Origin of the sequence: Hydrogenophaga sp., from assembly GCF_018780075.1 — a bacterium.
Classification (GTDB): domain Bacteria; phylum Pseudomonadota; class Gammaproteobacteria; order Burkholderiales; family Burkholderiaceae_C; genus Hydrogenophaga.
In genome coordinates this window covers 21,594-29,567 of the sequence record NZ_JADMKB010000033.1, presented here as the reverse complement: position 1 = coordinate 29,567, position 7,974 = coordinate 21,594, and the positions used below count along the sequence as shown (strand labels likewise).

Genomic DNA, 7,974 nt, shown 5'->3' with positions numbered 1-7,974 from the left:
CTTCTCGCGCTGGAGCGCCAAGCCTCGGCACGTCGAAGGCGCCGAGATCGCGCTTATCGCGCGAGCGGCCAAGTGGTGTCATGAATTGGTCGGTGGACTTGGCTGTATCAATTACCGTAACCGTTGCGGAGCAGAAGTGCGGAGGACTTCAGCATCCAGGCTGGAAACGGACAACAAATAGAACCCTTCAAGCATCTGCTCGGAAACTCATACCGGTCACGGCACAAAGGGCCGCAACAAACGTTCCACGCGGAGACATCTCACTACGGGGTACCGTGAACTGGTCATAGCCGTCGATGTACCAGACTTTGAGCGACGGCTAGGTTTGTTCAGATGCTCAGAAGAACCTCTATCGGTCGCAGGCGACTTGCGGTCTCGCCACTCACGTTGATCCAAAGACCATGCAGACAGGGCTTCCTGTTTTCCAGGACTTACCTGTCGTCGACAACAGCCCGCTAGCAGCAACTGCATCAAACCGCACGATGGCGTCGCTGTCCTCGTTCAGCACGTACAGCCAGCGCCCAGTTGGGTCAATGGAGAAGAAGCGCGGTGTCCTGCCTTCACTGAGCACGCTCTGGCGCAACCTGATGCGCCCGGTGTCCGGGTCGATATCGAACACGGCGATGCTGTCCTCACCGCGGTTCGATGCGTACAGCGTGCGGCCCGAGCGGTCTACCTCGACTTCGGACGCGCGGCTGTTGCCGGTGAAGGTGTCGTCCAGCGCACTGAGCACCTGAAACGGTTGCAGTGCGCCGGTGATCGGATCGAACGTGTACGCGGTCACGGTCGAATCCAGCTCGTTGATGACGTAGACCCAGGGTTGCGTCGGGTGGAAGGCCAGGTGGCGTGGACCGGCGCCTTCCCGTGCCTGGGCGAAGGCTTGTGCAGCAGGGGTCAGGCGACCGCTCTCGAAGCGGAACGCGAAGATCCGGTCCACACCTTTGTCGGGCACCAACACCCAGCGCCCGCTCGGGTCGAAGGGGTTGAAGTGGGGCTTGGCGAAGGGTTGTTCCACACGGTGGGGACCGGGAGGTCCTTCCAGCGTCACCAGCTGCGACAGCGGTTCCAGCGACCCATCCGTCGACACCGGCAGCACCACCAGCGAACTGCTGACATGGTTGCTGATGACCAGATGCCGCGCGTCCGGCGACAGGGCCAGGTGCACCGGGTTGCGGCCGCCGCAGTCCTGCCGGTTCAGGAAGCTCAGGTGTCCTGTGGCCGGATCGATGCGGAAGGCGCTGACCTGCTGCTGGTCACCGTGCACGGTGTAGAGCACCGGCAGCGTCGGGTGCTTGAGCAGGAACGACGGGTTGACCAGATCGCCCACCGTCTGCACCAGGCTCAGATCGCCGGTAGCCTCCTCGACTTTCCAGACGGTGATGCCATCGCCGCGCGCGTTGCGCTCGCGCGAGGTGCGCGATCCGACATAGGCGAACATGGCTCAGGCTCCGGCCGCAGGGGCCACGGACGCACCCTCGATGCCGTGGCGCTGCAGGGCCTGGACCACAAAGCCGCTGGCTTTCATCTCTTCGACAAACGACCTCAGGTACACCACCGCCTCGGCGCTGCGGCCCTTGGGCAGGCCCATGGCCTGCTGGATCACCATGAAGCGGCCGGGCAGCAGGCGGTGACCGGGGAAGCGTTTCTGGTCGGCTTCGAGCTGCTGCTTCACGCCGGCGGCCACGTCGGCCTGGGTCTCCACGAACACGTCCACCACGGTGGGCGAGGTCGGCGCGCGTTCGATACTCGCGGCCTTGAGTTCGCGCGTGAGGTACAGGTCGTAGGCGCTGCCCTTGCCCACCACCACGCGGGTGCCGGAGCGGTCCACTTCGTCGTTGCTTTGGAGCGGCGATGCGTCGCGCACCAGGTAGCTGCCTTCGATCAGCACATAGGGCGCGGTGAAGGCGATGCCCTGGCCGCGCACCGGGTCCACGGCGAAGAAGCCGAAGTCGGCCTGCTCGGCGGTCACGGCCTCGACCGACTTGCCCGCCGCATCGAACACCACCAGGTCCAGCGGCAGACCCAGGCGCTGCGCCAGCTCGTGCGCCAGGTCCACCGACACACCGAACGGCTCGCCGGTGTCGGGGCGGCGGTTCGCCAGGATGGGGTTGCCCAGGTTGATGGAGGCGCGCAGGCGACCGGTGGGGGCGAAGGCGGCGCGCAGGGTGTCGGCGGTGTTCATGGGGTTCAGGGAAGGTGTCAGGCCCGTCCCAGCAGGTCGCTGATCTTGGCCAGGTTGGCGAGGGTGGCGCCCAGGTGCTCGCGCATGGTCGCGGCCGCGTCGGCGTGGCGGCCTTGTTCGAGCAGGTCGAGCAGGTGCAGGTGCTGGCGGCAGTGTTCGGGGTAACGCTGGCGGTCCTGCATGGAGCGGTACGACAGCAGGCGCCGCACGCGGTTGACGCGGCGGATGGTGTCGATGAAAAACGCGTTGCCCGAGGCGGCCACCAGCGATTCGTGGAAGTTCACGCCGCGGTCGTGCAGCTGGTCGGCGGTGTCGGTCTCGATGCCGCCTTCGAGCAGGTGCACCTCGGCTGCGCGGCAGCGCGCCAGCACCTGCGGGTCCAGCTGGTAGCCGGGTTCCAGCAGGGCCGCGGGCTCCAGCGCCAGGCGCAGGCGGTAGGACTGCAGCAGGCTGTCGGGCGTGGTGAGCATGGTCGAAAACGCCCAGCCGTAGCCGGGCTTCTTCTCGATCCAGCCCTCCTTGGCGATGCGACCGAGCAGCGCCTGCAGCTGGGCCGGTGTCAGGCCGTAGCGCGTCTTGAGCAGCACCTCGGTCACCTCCTCCGGCAGCTCACCCTTGAGGCGGTCTTCGGCCACCTGGAAATACAGGCGCGTGGCGGCGTCCTGACCCTCCAGCCCGAGGCGGCGGTTGACCTCTTCGGCCGGTGCCTGCAGGCCCTCGCCCACGAAGAAGCCCCGGTTGCGCTCGCGCTGCAGCAGGCCTTGTTCGTGCAGGTGGATCAGCACCTCGTTGATGGGGGAACGCGAAACGCGCAGGCGGTCGGCGAGCATCTGCGCGGGCAGGTGGGCGCCGGGCGGCAGCTTGTCCTGGCGGATCAGCGCCAGGACTTGGGCAACGATGGTTTTGTCAGCACTCATGGTGCCGCCATCGTAAGGCGCACGCAGGCTGGTCATGGGTGTCAGGCGGTGGCCACCGCCGCGTGCGCGGCCAGCTGATCGCGCAGGATGGTGGGGATCACGCCGCCTTGGCTCAGCAGGCGCACCTCCAGCTGCGTTTCCACCGCAGCGGTGAGCGTGAGCGACTGGGCCGACCCGTCGGCGCGGTGGATGAGCACCGCCACCGGGGCACGCGGCCGCAGTGCCGCCGGATCGGCCAGCACCTCGATGCGGTCGCCCGCCTGCAGGTTGAGCGTGGACGGGTGCTGGCCGGCCGCGAACTGCAGCGGCAGGATGCCCATGCCGATGAGGTTGGAGCGGTGGATGCGCTCGAAGCTCGCGGCCAGCACGGCGCGGATGCCGAGCAGGCGCTGGCCCTTGGCGGCCCAGTCGCGCGAGGAGCCGGTGCCGTAGCGCTCGCCCGCCACCAGCACCACGGACTCGCCCGCATCGCGGTAGCGCTGCGCCACGTCCCAGATCGGGGCGACGCTGCCGCTGGGCACGTGCAGGGTGTGGGCCACCGGCGCCTGGGGGGCCAGCTGGTTGACCAGGGTCTTGCTGTGGAAGGCCGCGCGCACCATCACCTCCCAGTTGCCCCGGCGCGAGGCGAACACGTTGAGGTCGTTGCGATCGTCGCCGCGCGCCACCAGGAAGTCGGCCACCCCGCTGTTCTTCGGGATGGCACTGGCCGGCGAGATGTGGTCGGTGGTGATGTCGTCGCCCACCACCAGCAGCGGGTAGGCGGTGTAGCGGCCCAGCTGCGAGCCTTCGCTGAGCGAGGCAAACGGCGGGCGGCGCAGCGCGTTGGACGCGGCACTCCAGGGGAACAGCGGCGTGTCGGGTGCTTCCAGCGCGTGCCACAGCGGGTTGGCGCTGGCAATGTCAAACGCACGGCGGAAGTCCAGCGGGTCCAGCGCCCGCTTGAGCGCGGCGTCGATGGCTTCGCGCGTGGGCATCAGCTCGCGCAGGAACACCGGCTGGCCGTCGGCGCCCGTGCCCAGCGGTTCATCGCGCAGGTTGCGCGCGGCGTCACCGGCCAGCGCGAAGGCCACCACCAGCAGCGGCGACATGATGAAGGCGGCCTCGATGTCCGGGTGCACACGGCCGGGGAAGTTGCGGTTGCCCGAGAGGATGGCCACGGCCTTGACCGCGCCCTGGTGCTGCGCGTGCGCCACCGCGTCGGGCAGCGGGCCGGAATTGCCGATGCAGGTGGTGCAGCCGAAGCCCACGATGTCGAAGCCCACGGCCGCCAGCGCGGCGTCCAGCCCGCAGCGGCGCAGGTAGTCGGCGGCGGCCGGGGAGCCGGGCGCGAGCGAGGTCTTCACCCAGGCCGGCACCTTGAGGCCGCGTGCGTGCGCAGCCTGGGCCAGCAGACCGGCTGCGATCAGCAGGCCGGGGTCGGAGGTGTTGGTGCAGCTGGTGATGGCGGCCAGCGCCACAGGAAAGGTGGGCAACTCGCTCGGTTCGGTGGGTTGGAATCCCAGCTTGGCCAGCGCTTCGCCGGTCAACGTGTGGTCGAGCAGGTCCTGCGGGCGGCGCGGGCCGGCCACCATCACGCCGATCTGGTCCAGCGCAATGCTGATCGTCTGCGTGTAGCGCGGCTCGGCCTCGGGCGCGAACCACAGGGCGTTGTGGCGGCAGTAGGCCTCGACCAGCTCGATCTGGGCCTGGCTGCGGCCAGTGGCGCGCAGGTAGTCCAGCGTCTTGTCATCGACCGGGAAGAAGCCGGTGGTGGCGCCGTACTCGGGCGCCATGTTGGCGACCACACAGCGCTCGCCGGCCGTCAGCGTGGACACGCCCGGGCCGTAGAACTCGACAAACTCGCCGGCCACGCCGAGCGCGCGCAGGCGCTGCGTCACGGTCAGCGCAAGGTCTGTCGCCTGGGCCGCGCCCACCAACCGCCCGGTCAGCTTCACACCGATCACGTCGGGCACGCGCAGCATGGTCGGCATGCCGAACATCACCGTCTGCGCTTCGAGCCCACCCACGCCCCAGCCCAGCACGCCGATGCCGTTGACCATGGGCGTGTGGCTGTCGGTGCCCAGCATCATGTCGGGCACGGCCCAGGTCTCGCCGCCGCGCTCCACCGTGGTCACCACCGTGGCCAGTTGCTCCAGGTTGATGGTGTGCATGATCCCGGCCCCCGGCGGGTGGATGCGCACCCGGTCCAGTGACTTCGAGGCCCAGCGCAGGAAGCGGTAGCGCTCGGCATTGCGGCGGATTTCGTGCTGCAGGTTTTCAACGCTCGCCTGCGGACGCCCGTAGGCCTCCACCGCCAGCGAGTGGTCCACCGACACGTCCACCGGCAGCACCGGGTTGAGCACGCGCGGGTCCACGCCGGCCTCGGCCAGCGCGTCGCGCATGGCCGCGATGTCCACCAGCGCGGGCGTGCTGGTGGTGTCGTGCATCAGCACCCGGCCCGGCTGGTAGGGCACTTCGGCCTCGCTGCGGCCGGTCTCCAGCCAGGCCAGCACCGCGGCCTCGGCCGCGTCGCGCTCGGCGCCTTCGGTCTCGCGGGCGATGTTCTCCAGCAGCAGGCGCAGCACCACGGGCAGGCGCAGCAGTTGCGCACCGTGGCGCTCGGGCAAATCCACGCAGCGGAAGGTGTCGGCACCGACCGTCAATCGGCCGGTTTCGGGGGAGTAGGTGTTTTCCATGATGGCTATTTTGCATTTATTGTCTTTAAAATGCAATCCAGCGTTAACCCTAACCCGCCTCTCAAACGGGACGAACTGTCCATCGGAGCCTCCATGAACCTCTCGCGTCGCCTCACCGCCCTGGCCCTTGCGCTGGGCAGCCTTGCCCCCTTCGCCGCCCAGGCGCAGGACTACCCGTCCCGCAACGTGTCCATCGTCGTGCCCTTCGGTGCCGGGGGTGGCGTCGACATCACCGCCCGCCTGCTGGCCGAGAAGCTGCGCACCACGCTGGGTGGCACGGTCATCGTGGAAAACAAGGCCGGCGGCAGCGGCATGATCGGCGCGCAGGCCGTGGTCAAGGCCGCGCCCGACGGCCACACCCTGCTGCTGGGTTCGGCCGGCGAAACCGCCATCAACCCCTTCGTCTACAAGGGCCGCATGCAGTACGACCCGGCCAAGGACCTGGTGCCGGTCACGCTGGTGGTGCGCGTGCCCAATGTGCTGGTGGTGGCGAACCAGCTGCCGGTCAAGAACGTCGAGGAGCTGGTGGCCCACGCGAAAAAGAACCCGGGCAAGCTGTCCTATTCCACCAGCGGCGTGGGCAACCCGCAGCACCTCAACGGCGAATTGCTCGAAGAGCTGGCCGGATTGCACATGGTCCACATCCCCTACCGCGGTGCCGCAGGCCAGCTGGTGGACGTGACCGCCGGCCTGGTGGACATGACCTTCGTGAGCTACACGGCGGCCAAGGCCTTCATCCAGGCCGGCAAGGTCAGGGCCCTGGCCGTGACCTCGGCCACCCGTGCGCCCTATGCGCCCGACCTGCCCGCCATCGCCGAGTACAAGCCGCTGGCCAAGTACCAGCTGGAAAACTGGTTCGGCCTCTTCGCCCCTGCAGGCACGCCCGACGCCGTGGTGCAGAAGCTCAACGCCGCCGTGACCGCCGCGCTCAAAGACCCCGAGCTGGCGAAGAAGCTTCGCGAACAGGGCGGTGAGCCCACGCCCATGAGCCCGCAGCAGTTCAAGGACTTCATCAAGAAGGAGTCCGCCCAGTTCGAACGCATCGTCACCACCGCCAGGATCGTCGCCGAGTGAGCGCGGTCCTCTTTCCTTCCGTTTCAACCCATCCCCAGGAGCCTTCCATGAACACCACGTCCTTCACCCGCCGTACCCTCGCCATCGCAGCAGCCGCCTGCCTCTCCGCAGTGCTGCTGCCGCAGGCCCACGCCCAGGCCACACTGGATATCAAGATCACCGCGCCCGCCGGTGCCGGCGGTGGCTGGGACGGCGCCTCGCGCGCCCTGCAGCAGGTGATGACCGCCACCGGCGCCGCCAAGTCGGTGCAGGTGGTCAACGTGCCCGGCGCGGGCGGCACCGTGGGCCTGGCCCAGTTCGTCAACGGCGCCAAGGGCGACGGCAACCAGCTGCTGACCATGGGCATCACCATGGTGGGCGCGATCCTGACCAACAAGTCGCCGGTGACGCTGGATGCGGTCACGCCCATCGCCCGCCTGACCGGTGACGCGCTGGTGATCGTGGTGCCGGCCAACTCGCCGCTCAAGACCGTGAAAGACCTGGCCGCCGCGCTCAAGGCCGACACCTCCAAGGTGGTCTGGGCCGGTGGCTCGGCCGGTGGTGCCGACCACATCCTGGCCGGCCTGCTGGCCAAGGCCGCTGGTGGCGACGCGACCAAGCTGAACTACGTGCCCTTCTCGGGCGGCGGTGAAGCCCTGGCCGAAATGCTCGGCGGCCGCGTGACCGCAGGCGTCTCGGGCTACAACGAGTTCGAAAGCATGATCAAGGCGGGCAAGCTGCGCGCCCTGGCGCTGTCCTCGGGCGCGCGCATGGCCGGCGTCGATGTGCCGACCATCAAGGAACAGGGCCTGGACGTGGAGCTGATGAACTGGCGCGGCATCGTCGCCGGCCCCGGCATCAGCGCGGCACAAAAAGCGGCCCTGTCCGCTGCGGTGGAAAAGGCCGTGAAGTCGCCCGAGTGGGCCGCCGTGCGCAAGCAGCGCGGCTGGGACGACGCCTACCTGAACGCCGACGCCTTCGCGGCCAACCTCAAGAAGGAACAGGTCAGCGTCAAAGACGTGCTGACCACCATCGGCCTGGTCAAGTAAGCCCATGAGCACCGACTCCCACACTTTTGGCCCGAGCTGGCGCGCGCTGGCCGGCATCGCCCTGGCCCTGCTGACGCTGGCGCTGCTGATCTGGCTGG

The 7,974-nt window shown here is 68.5% G+C and carries 6 protein-coding genes; 2 read left to right on the top strand and 4 right to left on the bottom strand.

Annotated features, from left to right (window positions below; genetic code table 11):
- Positions 1 to 382: 382 nt before the first annotated feature.
- The 4 genes from IV088_RS07715 to acnA are packed head-to-tail and all read right to left on the bottom strand — an operon-like array spanning position 383 to position 5,774.
- Positions 383 to 1,438 (bottom strand): lactonase family protein, encoded by a 1,056-nt coding sequence (locus IV088_RS07715; protein WP_291100036.1) that lies wholly within the window; start codon positions 1,436 to 1,438, stop codon positions 383 to 385.
- A 3-nt stretch (positions 1,439 to 1,441) separates the two neighbouring features.
- Entirely contained in the window at positions 1,442 to 2,182 is a 741-nt protein-coding gene (locus IV088_RS07710) for an ABC transporter substrate-binding protein (RefSeq protein WP_291100035.1), read from the bottom strand.
- 17 nt (positions 2,183 to 2,199) lie between these two features.
- Positions 2,200 to 3,099, bottom strand: coding sequence for a GntR family transcriptional regulator (locus IV088_RS07705; protein WP_291100032.1), 900 nt, complete (start codon positions 3,097 to 3,099; stop codon positions 2,200 to 2,202).
- 41 nt (positions 3,100 to 3,140) lie between these two features.
- Complete coding sequence (gene acnA / locus IV088_RS07700; RefSeq protein WP_291100030.1) at positions 3,141 to 5,774, bottom strand: aconitate hydratase AcnA; 2,634 nt, start codon at positions 5,772 to 5,774, stop codon at positions 3,141 to 3,143.
- 93 nt (positions 5,775 to 5,867) lie between these two features.
- Between acnA and IV088_RS07695 the strand changes: the two genes are divergently transcribed.
- A complete protein-coding gene (locus IV088_RS07695) occupies positions 5,868 to 6,848 on the top strand; it encodes a tripartite tricarboxylate transporter substrate binding protein (protein WP_291100027.1) in 981 nt (326 codons plus the stop codon).
- A gap of 47 nt (positions 6,849 to 6,895) precedes the next feature.
- Positions 6,896 to 7,876: a tripartite tricarboxylate transporter substrate binding protein gene (locus IV088_RS07690; protein WP_291100024.1), complete on the top strand. Its 981-nt coding sequence runs from the start codon at positions 6,896 to 6,898 to the stop codon at positions 7,874 to 7,876.
- Positions 7,877 to 7,974: the final 98 nt, after the last annotated feature.

Coding starts and splice junctions, on each gene's coding strand:
- IV088_RS07715 (WP_291100036.1), bottom strand. CDS start 1,438: ATGTTCGCCTATGTCGGATCGCGCACCTCGCGCGAGCGCAACGCGCGC.
- IV088_RS07710 (WP_291100035.1), bottom strand. CDS start 2,182: ATGAACACCGCCGACACCCTGCGCGCCGCCTTCGCCCCCACCGGTCGC.
- IV088_RS07705 (WP_291100032.1), bottom strand. CDS start 3,099: ATGAGTGCTGACAAAACCATCGTTGCCCAAGTCCTGGCGCTGATCCGC.
- acnA (WP_291100030.1), bottom strand. CDS start 5,774: ATGGAAAACACCTACTCCCCCGAAACCGGCCGATTGACGGTCGGTGCC.
- IV088_RS07695 (WP_291100027.1), top strand. CDS start 5,868: ATGAACCTCTCGCGTCGCCTCACCGCCCTGGCCCTTGCGCTGGGCAGC.
- IV088_RS07690 (WP_291100024.1), top strand. CDS start 6,896: ATGAACACCACGTCCTTCACCCGCCGTACCCTCGCCATCGCAGCAGCC.